General features: G+C 32.2%; 18 protein-coding genes. 12 read left to right on the top strand and 6 right to left on the bottom strand.

Annotated elements, in window-relative coordinates; all coding sequences use genetic code 11:
- The first annotated feature begins 28 nt into the window (after window positions 1–28).
- Window positions 29–562, top strand: coding sequence for an alpha-ketoglutarate decarboxylase (locus tag ACP15M_RS05435; protein ID WP_425076171.1), 534 nt, complete (start codon window positions 29–31; stop codon window positions 560–562).
- On the opposite strand, the gene ACP15M_RS05430 is transcribed toward ACP15M_RS05435, so the two are convergent.
- Both ACP15M_RS05430 and ACP15M_RS05425 read right to left on the bottom strand, forming a co-directional pair.
- Window positions 559–915: a hypothetical protein gene (locus ACP15M_RS05430; RefSeq protein ID WP_425076170.1), complete on the bottom strand. Its 357-nt coding sequence runs from the start codon at window positions 913–915 to the stop codon at window positions 559–561. The genes ACP15M_RS05435 and ACP15M_RS05430 overlap by 4 nt on opposite strands.
- Entirely contained in the window at window positions 908–1,882 is a 975-nt protein-coding gene (locus ACP15M_RS05425) for a polyprenyl synthetase family protein (RefSeq protein ID WP_425076169.1), read from the bottom strand. The genes ACP15M_RS05430 and ACP15M_RS05425 overlap by 8 nt, the downstream gene beginning before the upstream one ends.
- A 124-nt stretch (window positions 1,883–2,006) precedes the next feature.
- On the opposite strand from ACP15M_RS05425, the gene ACP15M_RS05420 reads away from it, so the two are divergent.
- The 10 genes from ACP15M_RS05420 (at window position 2,007) to ACP15M_RS05375 (ending at window position 14,429) form a co-directional block, all read left to right on the top strand.
- Window positions 2,007–2,612 (top strand): TetR/AcrR family transcriptional regulator, encoded by a 606-nt coding sequence (locus ACP15M_RS05420; RefSeq protein WP_425076168.1) that lies wholly within the window; start codon window positions 2,007–2,009, stop codon window positions 2,610–2,612.
- Between the two features lie 3 nt (window positions 2,613–2,615).
- Entirely contained in the window at window positions 2,616–3,938 is a 1,323-nt protein-coding gene (locus ACP15M_RS05415; protein WP_425076167.1) for a TolC family protein, read from the top strand.
- A gap of 14 nt (window positions 3,939–3,952) precedes the next feature.
- Window positions 3,953–5,140 (top strand): efflux RND transporter periplasmic adaptor subunit, encoded by a 1,188-nt coding sequence (locus tag ACP15M_RS05410; RefSeq protein WP_425076166.1) that lies wholly within the window; start codon window positions 3,953–3,955, stop codon window positions 5,138–5,140.
- A 12-nt stretch (window positions 5,141–5,152) separates the two neighbouring features.
- Window positions 5,153–8,680, top strand: a complete 3,528-nt coding sequence (locus ACP15M_RS05405) for an efflux RND transporter permease subunit (protein WP_425076165.1) — start codon at window positions 5,153–5,155, stop codon at window positions 8,678–8,680.
- Between the two features lie 187 nt (window positions 8,681–8,867).
- A complete protein-coding gene (gene aspS, locus ACP15M_RS05400) occupies window positions 8,868–10,622 on the top strand; it encodes an aspartate--tRNA ligase (protein WP_425076164.1) in 1,755 nt (584 codons plus the stop codon).
- Between the two features lie 126 nt (window positions 10,623–10,748).
- Window positions 10,749–11,303, top strand: coding sequence for a hypothetical protein (locus ACP15M_RS05395; RefSeq protein ID WP_425076163.1), 555 nt, complete (start codon window positions 10,749–10,751; stop codon window positions 11,301–11,303).
- 79 nt (window positions 11,304–11,382) lie between these two features.
- A complete protein-coding gene (locus ACP15M_RS05390) occupies window positions 11,383–12,111 on the top strand; it encodes a tetratricopeptide repeat protein (protein ID WP_425076162.1) in 729 nt (242 codons plus the stop codon).
- 2 nt (window positions 12,112–12,113) lie between these two features.
- Window positions 12,114–13,892 carry a chloride channel protein gene (locus tag ACP15M_RS05385; protein ID WP_425076161.1) on the top strand — a complete coding sequence of 593 codons (1,779 nt, stop codon included), beginning with the start codon at window positions 12,114–12,116 and terminating at the stop codon, window positions 13,890–13,892.
- A 7-nt stretch (window positions 13,893–13,899) separates the two neighbouring features.
- A complete protein-coding gene (locus tag ACP15M_RS05380; RefSeq protein WP_425076160.1) occupies window positions 13,900–14,145 on the top strand; it encodes a hypothetical protein in 246 nt (81 codons plus the stop codon).
- A 92-nt stretch (window positions 14,146–14,237) separates the two neighbouring features.
- Window positions 14,238–14,429 (top strand): cold-shock protein, encoded by a 192-nt coding sequence (locus ACP15M_RS05375; RefSeq protein WP_129760902.1) that lies wholly within the window; start codon window positions 14,238–14,240, stop codon window positions 14,427–14,429.
- 128 nt (window positions 14,430–14,557) lie between these two features.
- On the opposite strand, the gene ACP15M_RS05370 is transcribed toward ACP15M_RS05375, so the two are convergent.
- Entirely contained in the window at window positions 14,558–15,010 is a 453-nt protein-coding gene (locus tag ACP15M_RS05370; RefSeq protein ID WP_425076159.1) for a protease complex subunit PrcB family protein, read from the bottom strand.
- A gap of 11 nt (window positions 15,011–15,021) precedes the next feature.
- Window positions 15,022–15,471, bottom strand: a complete 450-nt coding sequence (locus tag ACP15M_RS05365) for a nucleoside deaminase (RefSeq protein WP_425076158.1) — start codon at window positions 15,469–15,471, stop codon at window positions 15,022–15,024.
- Window positions 15,472–15,527: 56 nt separating this feature from the next.
- Here ACP15M_RS05365 and dxs point away from each other — a divergent pair, with 56 nt between their 5' ends.
- Window positions 15,528–17,306, top strand: coding sequence for a 1-deoxy-D-xylulose-5-phosphate synthase (dxs, locus tag ACP15M_RS05360; RefSeq protein ID WP_425076157.1), 1,779 nt, complete (start codon window positions 15,528–15,530; stop codon window positions 17,304–17,306).
- Here the strand turns inward: dxs and ACP15M_RS05355 are convergent.
- Window positions 17,281–17,454: a hypothetical protein gene (locus tag ACP15M_RS05355; protein ID WP_425076156.1), complete on the bottom strand. Its 174-nt coding sequence runs from the start codon at window positions 17,452–17,454 to the stop codon at window positions 17,281–17,283. The two genes, dxs and ACP15M_RS05355, sit on opposite strands and share 26 nt — an antisense overlap.
- A gap of 102 nt (window positions 17,455–17,556) precedes the next feature.
- Window positions 17,557–18,900 carry a deoxyguanosinetriphosphate triphosphohydrolase gene (locus ACP15M_RS05350; RefSeq protein WP_425076155.1) on the bottom strand — a complete coding sequence of 448 codons (1,344 nt, stop codon included), beginning with the start codon at window positions 18,898–18,900 and terminating at the stop codon, window positions 17,557–17,559.
- Window positions 18,901–19,090: the final 190 nt, after the last annotated feature.

Below are 19,090 nucleotides of genomic sequence, written 5' to 3'. Positions count from 1 at the left end.
AGGAGTAATTTAACTCAAATTTTAAATAATGATTTTTTCTTCTGTTTTCAATTTTAAAACCTATCTAATTGTTTTTGCTTTTCTGAGCTGTTCATTAGTTTCTTTTTCTCAAAATCAAGATGAAGCAAATAGCTTTTGGGATCACACACGTTTTGGAGGTGGAATTGGTTTAAGTTTTGGTGATGGATTTTTTAGTGGTTCGATTTCTCCTACTGGAATTTATCAGTTTAACTCAAAATTTGCAGCAGGAGTTGGCTTAAATGCAACTTATAATAAACGGGATAATTTTTACAAATCTACGATTTTAGGAGGCAGCCTAATAGGCATGTTTAATCCTATTAGAGAGTTACAAGTGTCGGCTGAGTTTGAGCAGCTTAATGTGAATAGAAAATTTGAGGACTCCTCTTTTAAAGATGATAATTATTGGTATCCTGCGTTATTTATGGGAATAGGTTATGGCAATGGCAATGTGACTTTCGGAATTAGATACGATTTGCTTTACAGTAAAGAAAAAAGTATTTATGCAGATGCTTATATGCCTTTTGTAAGGGTGTTTTTTTAGGAATATTTGTTTCTAAACCAAACCTTTTGCCATTCACGTTGTAGTACTAAGAAAGTAACATTTTCAGAAAGTTTTAGTGTGTCGCTTCCATCTAATTGTTTTATTTTTTCTTCTGAAACATCAATAATATATAGCAAGTTAAGATAGTCTGCAAATTTCTCTTGAATGAGTTTAAAAATAACATCATGTAAGAGGTATTTTAAACTTGAAGGTAGAATATTATGCTCAAAATCTAAATCAATATTAGCCAATAGAAAATCTTTATTAATTTGTTGAATTAATTTCGAATAGAGTTCGAGATTTTCAGCCTTTGTAATTAAATCCTCAAAGGTTTGTGGTAGTTGGTTAGACATTTCGTGTCATTAAATCATTTCCAAAAGTTCTCAATGCATTTTTATTAGCTTCAGAAATATTAATATGGTCTAAAACTGAGAATGCCTTTTTAGTATAGTTTTCAATTTCTTTTTTTGTAGCATCTGAAGCACCACTTGAAATAAAAAATTGTTTTACAGTGTCAATTTTTTCGGTTGAATCTGAAGGGTTTATACTGTAGAGATGTTCTAGTTGTTTTTTGTCATTTGAATTAGAAAACTCTAAAGCTTTGAGATATAGATAAGTTTTTTTGTTTTCAATAATGTCACCACCAACCTGTTTTCCGAAGGTTTTCGGATCGCCAAAAGCATCTAAATAATCATCTTGCAACTGAAAAGCAATGCCTAGATTTTTACCAAAGGCATAAATAGCATTTTGGCATTCTTCGGAAGCTTCAGCAACAATGGCTCCCATTTTCATAGCAGCACCAACCAAGACAGCAGTTTTGTATTCAATCATTTTTAAATATTCTGAAATTGTGACGTCATCACGTGTTTCAAAATCGATATCGTATTGCTGGCCTTCACAAACTTCTAAAGCGGTTTTACTAAACAATTTAGCTAAAGCCTGAAACGTTTTTGGTTCATAATTTTCAAAAAGCTGATAGGCTAAAATTAACATCGCATCACCAGAAAGAATACCAGTGTTTATATCCCATTTTTCATGAACTGTTACTTTTCCGCGTCGTAAAGGTGCGTCATCCATAATGTCATCATGCACTAAAGAAAAGTTATGAAACACTTCTATGCTTAAAGCAGCATTAAGCGCTTTATTGTAGTCGCAATCAAATATTTCGGCAGCCATTAAGGTTAAAATTGGCCTTAAACGTTTTCCGCCTAATTGAATGATGTAATAAATAGGATCATAAAGTGTGTTAGGTTTTTTAGGTTCTATAAACGTATCGAGATGCTTTATAAATGCCTCGTGATAGGATTGAATATTTTGCATAGCACAAAAATAGTGGAATTGACTAAATCTACAATTACACTTTAATGATATGTTAAAAAAAGACTAAAACTATGGAAACTTTTTTTGTTTTTAAAGTTTCCTATTGTAAATTTGCTCCCTAATTATGAGAGAAAAAATTTTACATAAATCGGCAGAATTGTTTTTAACACTTGGTTTTAAAAGTGTCACTATGGATGATATTGCAAATGAAATGGGAATTTCTAAAAAGACCATTTATGTACATTTTCCAAATAAAACCAAATTGGTAGAAGCGGTTTCGTTTAATTTATTTGATATGATTTGTGATGGGATTGATGCCATTTGCGAGAAAGCACCTAACCCGATAGAAGAGTTGTACTCTATAAAAATGTATGTGATGAAACATTTAAAAAACGAAAAAGCATCACCACAATATCAGCTCAAAAAATATTACCCTAAAATTCATTCGGTTTTAAAGTTTAAACAATTTGAAAAAATGCATCAATCTGTTCAAAGTAGTCTTCAGCATGGAGTAGATACAGGTGTTTTTAGAGATACAATAGATATCGATTTTATTTCAAGAATGTATTTTACAGGAATGACAGGAATTAAGGATAATATGTTTTTTCCTCCAGAACAGTTTGGAATGGATTATTTAATGGAAAGTTACTTAGAGTATCATTTAAGAGCTATTGTTTCTCAAAAAGGGATGACCATATTAAATAATTTTATAAATAAGAATCAAATATAAATTATGAAACAAGCACTTATACTAACTATAAGTTTAATCGCAGTAACCTTAGGGTTTTCTCAAGAAAATACGAATAGTTTTACGCTTCAAGAAGCTATAGATTATGCTTTAGAACATAATAGAACTGTGAAAAATGCTATTAGTGATATAAAAGCTGCAGAAAAACAAAAATGGGAAACAACTGCCACAGGTTTACCTCAGTTAAATGCTTCTATCGATTATCAAAATGCGTTAAAGCAACAATTTGAAGGGATAGATTTTAATGGAGATGGTGTAACCGATTTTGGTGCAAAACAATCAGTCAATGCTGGAGCAACATTAACTCAAAAAATATTTGATGGGTCTTATTTAGTTGGCTTACAATCTGCAAAAGTCTTTTTAGAAATTTCTAAAAACGCCAAAGAGAAAACAGATTTTGAAATTAGAAACGCTGTAATAAATGCCTATGGTAATGTATTATTGACTGAAGAAAGCATTAATATTTTAAATAGAAACATAACAGTATTAGAAAAAAACTTAAATGAAATCACTAAGATTTATGAAAATGGTTTAGAAGAAGAAGAAAGTGTAGAGCAGTTACAAATTACATTATCTAGTGTTAAAAGTAATTTAAGTAATACAACGAGATTAAAAGAAATTGCCTATCAGATGTTAAACATTACTTTAGGGCTAGACATTAATTCTCAAACAACGCTTACAGATAATCTAGAGGACTTAGCTTCTCAAAATACAGCACTTAATTTATTTGAGGGAGAAGACAATGTAGAAAACACAATAGATTATAAAATTGCCGAAAATGATAAAACATCTAAAGAGTTATTGTTAAAGCTAGAAAAGAGTAGAGCCTTGCCTACAATTAATGCCTTTGTTAATGGAGTTTACATTGGTAATAACGACAAGTTTGAGTTTTTAACAAACAATCAAGTTTGGGTAGGTACATCTGCTTTTGGAGCAAGTATTAATATTCCAATATTTAGTTCAGGCATGCGTAGTGCAGCGACACAACGTGCAAGAATTAATTTAGAAAAATCTGAAAACGATTTACTAGAAATTCATCAACAACTTAAACTTCAAATAGCATCAGCAAAAAGCAGCTATAAATTTGCAATCGAAGACTATGAAAATAAAAAGGAAAATCTTGCTTTAGCAGAACGCATTGAGCAAAAAAATCAAACAAAGTTTTTTGAAGGAATCTCAACAAGTTTCGATTTGCGTCAAGCACAAACTCAATTATATACTGCGCAACAAGAATTATTGCAAGCCATGTTAGAGGTTATAAATTCAAAAGCAGAATTAGAAACAGTTCTAAATACTTCAATCAATTAAAAAAAACACTATCAATGAAACACATTATAACAGTATTAATTATAGCTTTTCTTATGGTCTCTTGTGGAGGCGATAAAAATACAAGTGTCGAAGAGGTTATCGCTTCAAACAACTTAGAGCAAATTAGAAAAAAGAAAGCAGAACTTGATAATCAACAATTAGAATTAGAAAATCAATTAAAGCAATTAAGCGTAAAGATTAAAGAGTTAGATCCTCAGGAGAAGATTCCTTTAATTACCACTTTTCCAGCTAAGGCTAGTAAGTTTATTCACTATGTTGAACTTCAGGGTAATGTAGATACTAAGAAAAATTTAGTGATTTATCCAGAGTATTCAGGCATTCTAACAAATGTATATGTTAAGGAAGGTCAGAAAGTTACAAAAGGTCAAACTTTAGCCAAAATAGATGATGGAGGTTTAAGTCAGCAAGTTGCTCAGTTGCAAATTCAAGCCGATTTAGCAAAGACAACTTTTGAACGCCAAAAACGTCTTTGGGAACAAAGTATAGGTAGTGAAATACAATATTTACAAGCAAAATCAACCTACGAATCTCAACAAAAAGCAGTAAATCAATTGCAGCAACAAATAGGAAAAACAATTATTAAAGCACCTTTTACAGGAACTATTGATGATGTAATTACCGAACAAGGAAGTGTTGTGGCTCCTGGTCAAACAGCATTATTTCGAATAGTTAATCTAGACGATATGTATATCGAAACAGATGTACCTGAAAGTTATATTACTAGTGTAACAGAAGGTAAAACAGTACAAGTGAATTTTCCAGTTTTAGGAACCACTTTAGATGCTAAAATTCGTCAAGCAGGAAGTTTTATCAATCCAGCAAACCGAACGTTTAAAGTTGAAGTTGCAATTTCAAATAAAGAAAAAAATATCAAACCTAACCTAACCGCTAAGTTAAAAATCAATGATTACACTAATGAGAATGCAATTTTAATTCCGTTAAGTATCATTTCAGAAAATGCCGAAGGAGAGCAATATGTATATACGATTGCCAATAAAAAAGATAGCCTAGCAACAGCTAAACGAACCATCATTACTACAGGAAAAACACAAGGAGATAATATTGAAGTGCTTTCAGGTTTAAATAGTGCTGATGAAATAGTACAGGAAGGTGCACGTAGTGTTAAAGATGGTCAAGAAGTAAAAATTCTTATGATGGATTCTAATCAATCTACAAATTAATTTAAGAATCAAATGAAAGAAAAAAAGAAAAAAGTAGATAAAGAATTTATTTTATCGTCTTGGGCAATAAATAATAAGACCACAATGTATGTGCTTATTACCTTGATTCTTATTTTAGGAACAGGCGCTTATTTTAGTATGCCTCGTGAAAATTTTCCTGAAATTAAGGAAACCAAGATATATATCAGTTCCATTTATCCAGGAAATACAGCTGAAGATGTAGAGAAGTTAATAACAGATCCTATTGAAGATAAATTAAAAACTGTAAGTAATGTTGTTGAGATTACATCAACGTCTCAAGAAGATTATTCTATAGTTATTGTAGAATTTGATGAGAATATTACTGTAGAAGCTGCTAAACAAAAAGTAAAAGATGAAGTAGATTCAGAAACAGCAAGTGAGGACTGGCCAACTTTTAATGGAGCCAAAGTTGAACCCAATGTGTTTGACCTAAGTATGTCTGAAGAAATTCCAATTTTAAATATTAATATCTCTGGAGATTATCCTGTTGACAAACTTAAAGAGTATGGAGAATTTCTCGAAGATGAGATTGAAGGACTATTAGAAATCAAACAAGTAGATATTAGAGGTGCTCAAGAAAAAGAAGTAGAAGTTGCAGTAGACATCTATCAAATGATGGCAGCTCAAGTAAGTTTTAATGATATTATTAATACCATTAATAATGAAAACATGACGATGTCTGCTGGAAATTTAATTTCAAGCGGACAACGACGTACCATTCGAATTTTAGGAGAAATTGAAGATCCTAAAGAGTTAGAAAATTTCGTTGTTAAGAGTGAGCAAGGCAATTCAATTTATTTAAAAGATATTGCTAAGGTCACCTTTAAAGATGAAGACAAAACAACCTATGCTAGAGAGTTAGGAGCACCTGTTGTAATGCTTGATGTAAAAAAACGAGCAGGAGAAAACATGGTAGCAGCAGCAGAAAAAATTAGAGCTATTGTTGATGCTGCTAAAGCAGATACTTTTCCTCCTGATTTGAAAATAACTATAGCTAACGATCAATCTGAAAAAACAATTGGTCAAGTTGATGATTTAGTTAATAATATCATTTTCGGGATTATTCTTGTTGTAACAGTGTTAATGTTTTTCTTAGGTTTTAAGAATGCACTTTTTGTAGGTTTTGCAATTCCAATGTCAATGTTCATGTCATTAATGATTTTGAATCTTATGGGTTATACAATGAACACTATGATTCTTTTTGGATTGATTATGGGACTAGGAATGCTCGTAGATAATGGTATCGTTGTCGTTGAAAACGTGTATCGACTTATGGAAAAGGAAGGCATGAGTCGTATTGAAGCAGCGAAAAAAGGAATTGGTGAAATTGCATTTCCAATTATCATTTCAACGTTAACAACAGTTGCTGCCTTTGTTCCACTTGGTTTGTGGCCTGGTGTTATGGGACAGTTTATGCAGTATTTTCCTATTACATTATCTGTTGTTTTAGGGTCGTCACTGTTTGTAGCTATCTTTTTTAATTCGGTGTTAGTATCAAGATATATGACTATTGAAGATAAAGAAATGCCTATAAAACAAATTATTAAAGTAACTTCTATTGTAGCTGTTATTGGAGTATTAATTATGGTTTTTGGAGGTGAAAATAAAGGCTTAGGAACCTTAATGGTCGTCACGTCAATTTTACTTTGGGCTTACCGCTTATTTCTTAGAAATTGGGCTAATAATTTTCAAACGAAAACGTTACCTAAATGGGAAAATTTATATGAAAAAACATTAAGAGGTGCCTTGTCTGGAAAGCGTCCAATATTCATAACCGTTGGAACAGTTATTCTACTAATTTTTGCATTTGGTGGCTTTGGTGCTTCAGTTGGAAGCCAACGTACTAAAGTGGAGTTTTTTCCAGATAATACACCTAATCAAATTATCGTATATATTGAATACCCAGAAGGGACTGATATTAAAAAAACCAATGCAATTACTAAAGATATAGAGCAACGTGTTTATAAGATTATTAATGATGATGCTTACAAAAATGGAGATTATAATTTCTTAACCGAAAGTGCTGTGTCTCAAGTAGGAGAAGGTGCTGGAAATCCACAAACAGATGGAGGTTCTGCTGCCGAAATGCCACATCGTGGTAAAATTACAGCAACCATGCGAGAGTACAAATATCGTGAAGGTTCAGATAGTAATGAATTGTTGAAAAAAGTTCAAGATGATTTAGATGGTATCTATCCAGGAGTAGCTATTTCTGTTGAAAAAGATGCTGTTGGTCCACCTGCTGGATACCCAATTAATATTGAATTAGAAGGTAAAGATTACGGAGAGTTAATTGCTACTGCAGAATTAATGCGTGATTTTATCAATACAAAAAACATTAGAGGGATTGAAGAATTAAAAATTGATGTAAATCGTTCAAAACCTTCTATGCAAGTTATTGTAGATAGAAAAAAAGCAGGAGAGTTAGGAGTGTCATCAGGGCAAGTAGGTCAACAATTACGTAATTCAATCTTTGGAGCTAAGGCAGGAATTTATAAAGAAGGTGGAGACGATTATGATATTTATGTACGTTTTAATGAAGACAACCGTTATAATAAAAGCGCCATTTTTAATCAAAAGATAACCTTTAGAGATATGGCATCTGGGCAAATAAAGGAGATTCCAGTTTCTGCAGTGGCTAATCAAAGTAACTCTTCAGGCTTTAGTGCTATTAAACATAAGGATGTAAAACGAGTAGTAACAGTATATTCAGCATTGGCAGCTGGTTATACAGATGCAGGTGCTATTGTCTCTCAGATACAAAATGAGATGAAATCGTTTAACGATCTTCCTAAAGGAGTTAAAATCGATTACACAGGTCAGATCGAAGAACAAAATAAACAAATGGCTTTCTTGATGTCTGCATTTTTTATCGGACTAGGATTGATTTTCTTTTTATTGATATTTCAATTCAACTCCATTTCAAAACCAGGAATTATCATGTTGGCAATTTTCTTAAGTTTAATAGGTGTATTTGGCGGCTTGATAATTACAGGAAAAGCATTTGTCATTATGATGACCATGATGGGAATTATTTCATTAGCTGGAATTGTTGTAAACAATGGTGTGGTTCTTTTAGATTATACACAATTATTGGTAGATCGGAAGAAAATTGAACGCAATCTTGATGATAATCAATATCTCGAAAAAGACGATTTGCTTGAAGCTATTATTAAAGGAGGAAAAGCACGTTTACGCCCTGTGCTTTTAACAGCAATTACCACGATATTAGGATTAATTCCTTTGGCAACAGGTTTAAATATTAACTTCTTTACCTTGTTTAGTGAGTTTGATGCCAACATATATGTTGGTGGAGATAACGTGATTTTTTGGGGACCACTAGCATGGACAGTTATTTACGGATTATTCATAGCAACATTCTTAACATTAATAGTTGTTCCAATATTATTTTTCTTAGTAACACGATTTAAAATGTGGCTTAAACGTGCAAACTCATCAACTGAAGTTGCATCCCAAGAAACATTTAATAAGGATAAAAGAGTTGAAGCACAATTCTAACGATACCTATTGAGATAGTTTATCTCAATATGGTTAAACCTTTTAGGGAATTAAAAAGGTTTGATTAATAGCAGAAAAAGCCATAATGTAATGTTATGGCTTTTTCATTTTATTAGTCCGCTAACTTCATTAAATTTGCACCTTCAAATACCTAAGCAATTAGCTATGGTATAATTCAATTTTTATTATGTATAGAAGTCATCATTGTGGCGAATTAAACGCAGCACATATAAATACAGAGGTTACACTTTCGGGTTGGGTTCAAGGCGTTAGAGATAAAGGGTTTATGATTTATGTCGATCTAAGAGATCGTTATGGTATTACCCAATTGTATTTTGATGAAGAACAAAGCTCTAAGTCGTTGCTCGAAAAAGCACAAAGTTTAGGACGAGAATTTGTAATTCAAGTGAAAGGACAAGTACAAGAACGTGCTTCTAAAAACCCAAATATTCCAACAGGTGATATTGAGATTTTAGTGTCTGAGTTAACCATTTTAAACGAAGCAGAATTACCTCCTTTTACGATTGAAGATGAAACTGATGGAGGTGAAGAATTGCGTATGAAATATCGCTACTTAGATATTCGTCGTAATCCTGTAAAAGAGAGTTTGATTTTTAGACATAAAGTCACTCAAGAAGTTCGAAATTATTTATCCAAGGAAGGTTTTATAGAAGTTGAAACACCTTACTTAATCAAATCTACGCCTGAAGGTGCTCGAGATTTTGTTGTGCCTTCTCGTATGAATGAAGGTCAGTTTTATGCCTTACCTCAATCACCTCAAACTTTTAAGCAGTTATTGATGGTTGGTGGCATGGATAAATATTTTCAGATTGTAAAATGTTTTAGAGATGAAGATTTGCGTGCCGACAGACAACCTGAGTTTACTCAGATTGACTGCGAAATGGCATTTATAGAACAAGAAGATATTTTAAACGCGTTTGAAGGCTTAACACGTCATTTGCTTAAAGAAGTTAATGGTGTTGAGGTTGATAAGTTTCCAAGAATGCTTTATGATGATGCAATGCGTCTCTACGGAAATGACAAACCTGATATTCGCTTCGGAATGGAATTCGGAGAATTAAATGAGGTCGCACAACACAAAGACTTTAATGTGTTTAATTCTGCTGAATTGGTTGTTGGAATTGCAGTTCCAGGAGGAAATGCTTACACCAGAAAAGAAATCGATAAATTGATTGATTGGGTAAAGCGTCCACAAGTTGGTGCTTTAGGAATGGTATATTGCAGATGTAATGACGACGGAAGCTTTAAATCTTCAGTAGATAAATTTTACGACCAAGACGATTTAGCAAAATGGGCAGACGTTACTGGAGCAAAAGCTGGAGATTTAATTTGTGTATTGTCTGGACCTACAAATAAAGTGAGAGCACAATTAAGTGCCTTACGCATGGAACTTGCTGAGCGACTAGGATTAAGAAAACCAAACGAGTTTGCACCACTTTGGGTTATGGATTTTCCACTTCTAGAATGGGATGAAGATACAGAGCGTTACCACGCAATGCATCATCCGTTTACATCACCTAAACCTGGACAAATAGAATTACTAAAAACCAATCCAGGAGCTGTAAAAGCTAATGCCTACGATTTAGTACTTAATGGAAATGAAATAGGTGGAGGATCTATTCGTATTCACGATAAGGAAACTCAAGCCTTAATGTTTGATTATTTAGGGTTTACACCTGAAGAAGCTAAAGCACAATTTGGATTCTTGATGGATGCCTTCCAATATGGAGCTCCTCCTCATGGTGGATTAGCCTTTGGTTTAGATAGATTGGTTGCTATTCTTGGTGGTCAAGAAACCATTAGAGATTTTATTGCGTTTCCAAAAAACAATAATGGTCGTGATGTCATGATTGATGCACCTGCTCCAATAGATGATGAACAATTAAAAGAGTTAAGCTTAAAACTCAACGTAAAATCATAACTTTTTTGTCATACCGAACTTGTTTCGGTATCTCATAAATTTAGATTAATAACTTCTAAAGTTAAGTTTACATCTTTGCTAAGGCATCTGTGTGTTTTAACAAGATTTTTTTAGTAGATTTAATTAATGAAAGCAAAAAGAATTTTAAAGATTATCGCTTGGGTTTTAGGAATTTTGGGAGTGATTATCATTTCTGTTGTTGGATTTGTCTACATTAAATTCCATGATCAATTAGAGAAAGATTTAGAAAAGTATCCCAATTATATTGGATATATTAATCCTGACAAAGCACATTTAAACGAAGCATTTGAACTTTGTGATAATGGAAGAATTTATGGAACGCATCATGGCTTGCCAAAAGAAGCATTTGCAATAAGTAAGAAGCATTTTAGAAATGCGATACTTTCAGAATATAAAAGTGAAAGTTATAGTGATTCTGGATATTTGAATTTTCGTTTTCTCGTCAACTGCGAAGGAAAAGCTGGTAGGTTTGAAATTAATGAATTGAATCTAGATTTAGAAGAAATAGATTTAAATGATCAAATGGTAAAGGAGTTACTTAACTTAACTGCTCTTGAAACACATTGGGCTACCTTTTATATTAATGGTGAGCCAAAAAATTATTACATGTATATTTTATATAGAATTGAAAATGGAAAGATTATTGAAATATTGCCTTAGCATAATATTATTTCTACTGCTTCTTTTTTCATGTGATAAAAAACTATCTGTTGAAGAAAAAAAAATAAAATCAGACGAAATGATTAATAGTGGTCATTTTGTTTTAAGTCCAACTATGCAAGGTTCTTCAGAGATGATGACTTATACAGAAAAAGCAATTGCATTAGATTCTACAAATGCAGATGCTTGGAGAGAACTTTCTATTCCATATTTAAAAAGAGGAATTCCTCATAAATGGAAACCTTTATTTGACAAAGCAGTTACTCTCGATTCTACTCATTGGCAGCCATGGAGAGGTTATCTTTATCTATGGTTTTATAGAGATTATAAAAAAGCTATTCAAGACTTTAATGCTAGTGATACTTTAACACCTAATTTTATAGATGCACCTCAAGGTCACAGTGTAGATTATTGGAGAGGTATTTCGTACTTAGGCTTAAAAGATTATGATAATTCTATTGCTTATTTTGATAAGTATATCAACACAGAAATTGAAGAGTCTGGTGAAGATTGGGTTGAAATAACAGCCTTTTTATATCGAGGAATCGCTTATTTCGAAACAGAAAAATATGAAGAAGCTCTTATAAATTTTAATAAGCAACTACAATATTCAAGAAATAGAAGTGCTGATGCTAAATACTACAAAGCTCAAATTTTTAAAATTCAAAATAAAGTTGATGCTGCAAAAGTATTAATTGATGAAGCGATTAACGATTATGAAATAGGTTACTATAATAACAGACCTTATGTAGAAACCTTAAGACAAATTTATCCTGAAGATTTGCAAGCACTAAAAGAAGATTTGTAATAATGCCAATAGAGAACCTTATAAAACGCTTACTATTGTTGCGATACAAATACATATCGCAAAAAAACTTTGTGTTTTTATTAGCGATGTTAATTGGTTTGCTGTCAGGATTGGTTTCTGTAACGATCAAAAATATCACCTATGGTATTGAGTGGATGTTAGATCATCTTGCTATTGTGTCTAAAAATGGAATTTACTTTATTTTACCTGTCATTGGCTTATGGCTTGTATATTTATTTGTGAAATATCTCTCTAAACAAAAAGTTGAACACGCCATACCAAGTATCTTATTTTCGCTTTCTAAAAAAAATGGCCTGCTCAAACGAAGTAAAATCTATTTGCCTTTAATTACAGCTCCAATTACTGCAGGTTTTGGAGGTTCTGTTGGGTTACTTGGTCCAGCTATTGCTTCAGCATCTGCTGTAAGCTCTAATTTAAGTCAGTTGTGTCATGTTGATAGAAAAACAAGAACTTTATTAATAGGTTGTGCAGCAGCAGGAGCTATATCCTCAATTTTTCAATCACCAATTGCAGCAATTATCTTTGCGATAGAAGTCTTTAGTCTAGACCTAACGTTTGCATCTTTATTACCATTATTAATTGCTTCAGTTTCTTCAGTATTAACTTCCTATTTTTTCGTCGGAAACAGTGTGCTTCTAGATTTTAATGTATCAACGCCTTTTGCTCTTAGAGATACTTTGTTTTTTATCATATTAGGTGTTGGAACAGGAATTGCTTCCATCTATTTTTCAAAAATCTATTTTGCTGTCTATAAATTTTTTGAACGCTTTAAAACTAGCGGACAAAAACTTATTGTTGGTGGTTTAGCTATTGGTGTGATGCTGTATTTTATTCCTCCATTGTATGGTGAAGGTTTCGGATTTATTAATGACTTGTTAGATGGAAATCATTTACATGCACTCGGACAAACACCTTTTGATGACTATTTAGATAATATTTGGATGGTTATTATTCTGCTAATCGGAATTACAATCTTTAAGGCCGTTGCAATGACCACAACCTTTGCAGCTGGAGGAGCTGGAGGAATTATTATTCCTACAATGGTTATGGGAAGCGCTCTAGGAAATGTTGTTGCTAAAATTATAAATAATATAGGTTTAGGATTTCAAGTGTCAGAATCTAATTTTACACTTCTTGGTATGGCAGGATTGATTGCTGGAGTATTGCATGCGCCTTTAACTGCCATATTCTTAATTGCAGAAATTACTGGTGGTTACCAACTTTTTGTTCCTTTAATGATAACGGTTTCCATGTCATTTATTATTACTAAAAATGGTGTCGAACATACGATTTATACAAAAGAACTCGCTGAAAAAGGTGCGCTTTTAACACATAATAAAGATCAATCGGTTTTAACCTTAATGCGATTAGATAGTGTGATAGAACAAGATTTTATTGTGCTATATCCTGAAATGTCTTTGGGACAAATGTTGCATCAAGGTGTTGCTAAATCTAGCCGAAATTTATTTCCTGTAGTGAATGAAAAACGTCAATTGGTTGGCATCATATTATTAGATAATATTAGAGATGTGATGTTTGATCAAACACTTTATGAGTCCACAACAGTTGAAACCTTTATGCATAATCCGCCTGAACATATTTATTATGAAACCGATTCTATGAAAACTGTTATGAAGAAATTTCAAGATACTGGAGCTTGGAATCTTCCAGTAATTAAAGGTGAAATTTATTACGGATTTGTATCTAAATCGAAGCTATTAACAGCTTATCGTCGCGAATTAATTAACTTTACTTCATAAATTACAAATGAAATTTATAAAAGCAATAACAGGTATTACTTTAATAGCTTCAATAATCAGCATTGCTTGTGGTTTCTTTTTAGATGTTGATTATTCTCAAAAGCTAATAGGTTTTGGTGTGTTGGCTCTTTTCTTTATTGTTTTTCCTTTATTTAGTTACTATCGTTGGAAAGATAAAAATGTTAAAGATTATATGTTAACTAAAGAGAACCTAGATAAGATGCGTAAAAATCAGGAAAACAAAACCAATTGATACTCAATTATTTAAAAAATTACGATTAATTAACTTATGTCAAGATTTAAAGACGTACATTTGCAACTTAATTAATATATATTTTTATTACAATGACTGGAACAGTTAAATTTTTCAATGATTCAAAAGGATTTGGATTCATTACCAACGACGAAACAGGAAAAGACATTTTCGTGCACGTATCAAACCTTAATGGTGTTGAGTTACGTGAAGGCGATAGTGTAGAGTACACAGAAGAAGAAGGAAGAAAAGGGATGGTTGCTGCTAACGTGCAAGTTCTCTAAGAGATATACTTTTATTACAGTTTCAACGTCTAACGAAAGTTAGGCGTTTTTTTTGTTTTTTGATTTAAAACGGAAGCATAGAATCATTTAAATTCTCTACAGATCTCTAATAAAGTACGCTTGTTTGATTATTCAAACACGATTGGTAAATCACGTTTTATAGTTTTAACAATATAATAAGGTTGTGTCATAACTGTTGTTGCCATGCCTTCAGGCGATTTCCGAATAACCTTAACAATAATAGCTTCAGTACTAGATGTAATATTTAAATCTAAACTATATCCTCCAGAGTTTTTTACGTTATCAAAAACAGCAATAATAGTATATTTTGAAAAATCTATTTCAGTTTCTGAAAAACCTTCAGAAACATTGTTTACAGAATCTAATTGTGCTAGTAAATTGTTCCAATCGTTTGGATTAGTGATAACTAAATTTCCTTTGTCTATACCTTCATTACCAGAGCCATAAAGATTGCCTTTAGCAATTAAAACGGTGTTTTCTTCCATTAGCTTAGTTTGATTTTCTGTAGGTTTACAACTCAAAGCGAAAAGAAGTATTAATGATGCAAAAATTGAATTCATTTTTTATAAGTTTAGTTTAAATTACGTTTTTCAATAAAAAACCGTTTTAATAACTCCGAAGCTTCTTCAGCGAGAACACCACTAATTACTTCAGTTTTAGGATGTATTTTGGTGCCCAAGGTTTTAAATCCGCGTTGCTCATCATTGGCACCATAAACAATCTTAGAAATTTGACTCCAATACAAAGCACCAGCACACATTTGACAAGGTTCTAAAGTAACATAAAGCGTGCAATTGGTTAAATATTTTCCGCCTAAAAAATTAGCAGCAGCAGTAATAGCTTGCATTTCGGCATGAGCAGTAACATCATTCAATAGTTCGGTAAGATTGTGTGCTCTAGCAATAATTCTATCGTTAATGACTACAACAGCTCCAACGGGAATTTCACCTTTTGCATAAGCATCTTCAGCCTCTTGTAAGGCCTTTTTCATAAAATATATATCGTCAAAAGGATTTTCCATTTAAGCTTGAGCTTCTTAATCAAAAATACAATTTCAAATGGTACATTTGTAGTGGAATGAAAAAAATATTAAACCATATCAACCTTCCTTCAGATTTAAGAAGGCTTAATCAAAATGAACTTCCGCAGTTAGCAAAAGAGTTACGTGAGTTTATCATTAACATTGTTGCAACAAAAGAAGGTCATTTAGGTGCGAGTTTAGGAGTTGTTGAGTTAACCTTAGCATTGCATTATGTGTTTAATACTCCAGAAGATTTATTGGTTTGGGATGTTGGACATCAAGCCTATGGTCATAAAATTCTTACTGGAAGAAAAGATGTATTTCATACCAATCGTCAGTTTGATGGATTGAGTGGATTCCCAAAACGCTCTGAAAGTGAATATGATGCCTTTGGCGTTGGACATTCATCTACCTCAATTTCTGCAGCTTTAGGAATGGCAATCGCATCACAGTTAAAAGGTGAAGATAAACATCATATTGCTGTTATTGGAGATGCATCTATTGCAAGCGGAATGGCTTTTGAAGGTTTAAATCATGCAGGAGTTACTAATGTAAATCTACTTGTGATTTTAAATGATAATGCTATTGGAATTGATCCTAGCGTTGGTGCTTTAAAACAATATTTGACCAACGTAAAAAAAGGAAAAGAGAAACAAGATAATATTTTTGAAGCTTTAAATTTTGAGTACTCAGGTCCAGTTGATGGTCATGATTTAACTGCTTTAATTTCAGAATTAAATCGATTAAAAACAGTTAAAGGTCCTAAGTTTCTTCATGTAATTACTACCAAAGGAAAGGGGTTAAAACAGGCAGAAATGGATCAGGTTAAATATCATGCTCCAGGAAAATTTAATGCCGAAACTGGAGATATTTTAACAAAAGATACTGAAGAACAACCTCCAAAGTTTCAAGATGTTTTTGGTTATACATTGGTTGAATTGGCTAAAGAAAATAAAAGCATAGTTGGTATTACACCTGCTATGCCAACAGGAAGCTCCTTAAAATTTATGATGGAAGAAATTCCTAATCGTGCTTTTGATGTTGGTATTGCCGAACAACATGCAGTAACTTTAGCTGCTGGAATGGCTACTCAAGGATTAATTCCTTTCTGTAACATTTATTCTACCTTTTTACAACGTGCTTATGACCAAGTAATTCACGATGTGGCATTACAAAAGCTTCCAGTGATATTTTGTTTAGATCGAGCTGGATTAGTTGGTGAAGATGGTGCAACACATCATGGAGTTTTCGATTTAGCGTATTTAAGATGTATTCCTAATATTATTATTTGTGCTCCTAGAAATGAAATAGAGCTACGTAACATTATGTATACTGCTCAATTAGGATTAGAGTTGCCAATTGCTATTAGGTATCCAAGAGGTCGAGGTCATATTTTAGATTGGAAACAACCGTTTTCAAAAATTGAAATAGGTAAAGGAAAACAATTAAAGGAAGGGAATGATTTAGCTGTTTTAACCATAGGTACAATGTCTGATACTGTTTTCGAAGCACTTCAAAAAATTGATAAAACTGAAGCTGTAGCCCATTATGATATGCGATTTGTAAAACCATTAGATGAGCATTTATTGCATCATATATGTAAAACTTATGCAGATATCGTCACACTAGAAGATGGAAGTGTTTCTGGAGGATTTGGAAGTGCTATACTCGAGTTTGCATCGAAACATAAGTACAAGACCAATATTCAAGTGTTAGGTATTTCTGATGAGTTTGTTAATCATGGCAGTAAAATGCAATTACTAGCCAATTTAAAAATTGATGCAACCAGTATATGTGAAATTTTAAATACTACTCTTGGTCGTTTAAATCTGTAGCAACCACATCTGCTTGGTTATTGACTTGGTATAATTCTACTGAATTTTGATACTTAGGGCTTCTGTTATTTTTCACATCATTTAACATGACTAAAAAAGCTAAAGTCACAAAAAAGATCACAACAATAAACTGTAATTTTTTTTTCATGATAGTAGGTTTATGGTTTTAAGGTTTTTCAATGTATATCTTTATAAGATTAAATGCAAATTTAATCGATGAAATACACTAAATGTGAATTGGATTTTAAAATCACAGATGATTCCCTTTAAGCTTATTATAAGTTAGAATAGCATTTCTGTCTGACAGTTTTGAAATATAAAAACATACTGAAAGTAAATTTTCGTAAAGTGTATCTTGTTTTAGGATTATGTTTTTAGGAATCACTTTCAATATTAGTTTATCAAAGTTAGATAAACGATCATTAAAATTATTTGAAACAGCAGTTGTAAATACATTGAGAAGCTTATCAATAACTTGAAAACCTGCAATCTCTTTATCGATAACATCTTTAGATTGATATATATTTTCAATACTTAATTTTATAATATCTTTTATTTGAGCCTCATACTTACTTTGATCTAATAGCGCTTTAGAATACGTGCCTTTAAGAATAGCTTCTTCATTAGACATAAACAAATTTACAGCTTCATTAATAAGAGTGTTTATAGCTAGAGCTCTTAAGTAACTTACTCGATCTGGAGTAGTTGATAGTAAATTGTATTTTTCTGTATTTATGGTGTCTCTAACTAGATTAATCAAGTATTCAAGAGCGTATTCTTCTTGAATAAGTCCTAGGTTAATACCATCTTCAAAGTCAATAATTGTGTAGCAAATATCGTCTGCAGCTTCAACAAGGAATGCGAGTGGATGTCGGCAAAAACTAATATCATTATCTAAACCTCTTTTAATTAGACCAAGTTCTTTAGCAATATCTTTAAAGGCTTCTTTTTCAGTTTGAAAGAAACCATACTTTTTATCTGCAATATGTGTGGTTGGCTTTTTTGGAAGTGATTCTTTTGGGTATTTCATAAAAGCACCAAGTGTAGCATAACTAAGTCGCAAGCCACCTTCTCTTCCTTGTCTGCTTTCGGTTAGAATTTTGAAACCGTTTGCATTACCTTCAAAATCACAAAGATCCTGATATTGTTTATCAGTTAACTTGTCTTTAAACTGTTTTCCATTTCCAGTTTTAAAAAATTCTCCAATCGATTTTTCGCCACTATGCCCAAAAGGAGGATTACCAATATCATGTGCTAACGCAGCAGCTGCCACAATGGTTCCAAAATCGTTAGCTTGATAACCAAGTGTATCTTTTAAATGCGGATATTTTTCTAGAAGTTTCAAACCAACTTTTCTACCTAATGATCTACCAACAACACTAACTTCTAAACTATGGGTTAATCGTGTATGCACAAAATCGGTTTCAGATAAAGGAATGACTTGAGTTTTATCTTGAAGACTCCTAAACTCAGATGAAAATATAATTCTGTCATAATCTACTTCAAATCCTAGTCGTGTTTCATCTTGTTCTTTTCGTAACCTTTTGTTTGTATCGCCAAATCGTTTAAGAGATAAAAGTTGTTCCCAATTCATAGTAAAATTTTAAGCCCTTGCAAGATAGGACATCAATGTTAAATTATCGTTTCCTGAGTCTAAAAAAATGGAAGTTTAGATAACATTGAGATAACTTTTTTATGATTTAGGTTTAACCTCGTATTAACCTAGACTTTACACAATGACAGTTTCTTTGCAGAAATACATTAAACTTAAAAAACTATAAAAA

It is taken from the genome of Psychroserpens sp. S379A, assembly GCF_049800755.1.
Lineage (GTDB): Bacteria > Bacteroidota > Bacteroidia > Flavobacteriales > Flavobacteriaceae > Psychroserpens.
This window is presented reverse-complemented; position numbering and strand designations above follow the sequence as displayed.

Bases quoted from the DNA above. Each gene is read 5' to 3' on its own strand.
- ACP15M_RS05435 (WP_425076171.1), top strand. From the start codon at position 29: ATGATTTTTTCTTCTGTTTTCAATTTTAAAACCTATCTAATTGTTTTT.
- ACP15M_RS05430 (WP_425076170.1), bottom strand. From the start codon at position 915: ATGTCTAACCAACTACCACAAACCTTTGAGGATTTAATTACAAAGGCT.
- ACP15M_RS05425 (WP_425076169.1), bottom strand. From the start codon at position 1,882: ATGCAAAATATTCAATCCTATCACGAGGCATTTATAAAGCATCTCGAT.
- ACP15M_RS05420 (WP_425076168.1), top strand. From the start codon at position 2,007: ATGAGAGAAAAAATTTTACATAAATCGGCAGAATTGTTTTTAACACTT.
- ACP15M_RS05415 (WP_425076167.1), top strand. From the start codon at position 2,616: ATGAAACAAGCACTTATACTAACTATAAGTTTAATCGCAGTAACCTTA.
- ACP15M_RS05410 (WP_425076166.1), top strand. From the start codon at position 3,953: ATGAAACACATTATAACAGTATTAATTATAGCTTTTCTTATGGTCTCT.
- ACP15M_RS05405 (WP_425076165.1), top strand. From the start codon at position 5,153: ATGAAAGAAAAAAAGAAAAAAGTAGATAAAGAATTTATTTTATCGTCT.
- aspS (WP_425076164.1), top strand. From the start codon at position 8,868: ATGTATAGAAGTCATCATTGTGGCGAATTAAACGCAGCACATATAAAT.
- ACP15M_RS05395 (WP_425076163.1), top strand. From the start codon at position 10,749: ATGAAAGCAAAAAGAATTTTAAAGATTATCGCTTGGGTTTTAGGAATT.
- ACP15M_RS05390 (WP_425076162.1), top strand. From the start codon at position 11,383: ATGATTAATAGTGGTCATTTTGTTTTAAGTCCAACTATGCAAGGTTCT.
- ACP15M_RS05385 (WP_425076161.1), top strand. From the start codon at position 12,114: ATGCCAATAGAGAACCTTATAAAACGCTTACTATTGTTGCGATACAAA.
- ACP15M_RS05380 (WP_425076160.1), top strand. From the start codon at position 13,900: ATGAAATTTATAAAAGCAATAACAGGTATTACTTTAATAGCTTCAATA.
- ACP15M_RS05375 (WP_129760902.1), top strand. From the start codon at position 14,238: ATGACTGGAACAGTTAAATTTTTCAATGATTCAAAAGGATTTGGATTC.
- ACP15M_RS05370 (WP_425076159.1), bottom strand. From the start codon at position 15,010: ATGAATTCAATTTTTGCATCATTAATACTTCTTTTCGCTTTGAGTTGT.
- ACP15M_RS05365 (WP_425076158.1), bottom strand. From the start codon at position 15,471: ATGGAAAATCCTTTTGACGATATATATTTTATGAAAAAGGCCTTACAA.
- dxs (WP_425076157.1), top strand. From the start codon at position 15,528: ATGAAAAAAATATTAAACCATATCAACCTTCCTTCAGATTTAAGAAGG.
- ACP15M_RS05355 (WP_425076156.1), bottom strand. From the start codon at position 17,454: ATGAAAAAAAAATTACAGTTTATTGTTGTGATCTTTTTTGTGACTTTA.
- ACP15M_RS05350 (WP_425076155.1), bottom strand. From the start codon at position 18,900: ATGAATTGGGAACAACTTTTATCTCTTAAACGATTTGGCGATACAAAC.